The organism is Mesorhizobium sp. M2E.F.Ca.ET.209.01.1.1 (assembly GCF_004010375.2).
Classification (GTDB): Bacteria; Pseudomonadota; Alphaproteobacteria; order Rhizobiales; family Rhizobiaceae; genus Mesorhizobium.
Genome location: NZ_SADP02001147.1, coordinates 1 through 292 on the forward strand (window position 1 = coordinate 1; position 292 = coordinate 292).

Sequence of the window (292 nt, forward strand, 5' to 3'; positions counted from 1 at the left end):
TTGCCCCGCAAGCCGGTGTTGGTCGGGCTCACGGCTTCATTCGTCGTCGGCAACCTGTTCTGCGCCATCGCGCCTGATTACTGGACGCTGATGGCCGCGCGTGTCTTCACCGCTCTTGGGCACGGGGCTTTCTTCGGCATCGGCTCGGTCGTTGCGGCCAGCCTGGTCACGCGCAACAAACGCGACAGCGCCATGGCGCTGATGTTTGCCGGGCTGACGCTTTCCAACATCCTCGGCGTTCCCGCTGGCACGGCGCTCGGCGAGGCTTTCGGCTGGCGGGCCACCTTCTTGG

1 protein-coding gene is annotated in these 292 nt (G+C 66.1%); it reads left to right on the forward strand.

Features of this window, described 5'->3' with window-relative positions:
• Window positions 1-292 (forward strand): MFS transporter (locus tag EN852_RS39485; RefSeq protein ID WP_135879949.1); only part of this gene is annotated, 292 nt, incomplete at both ends.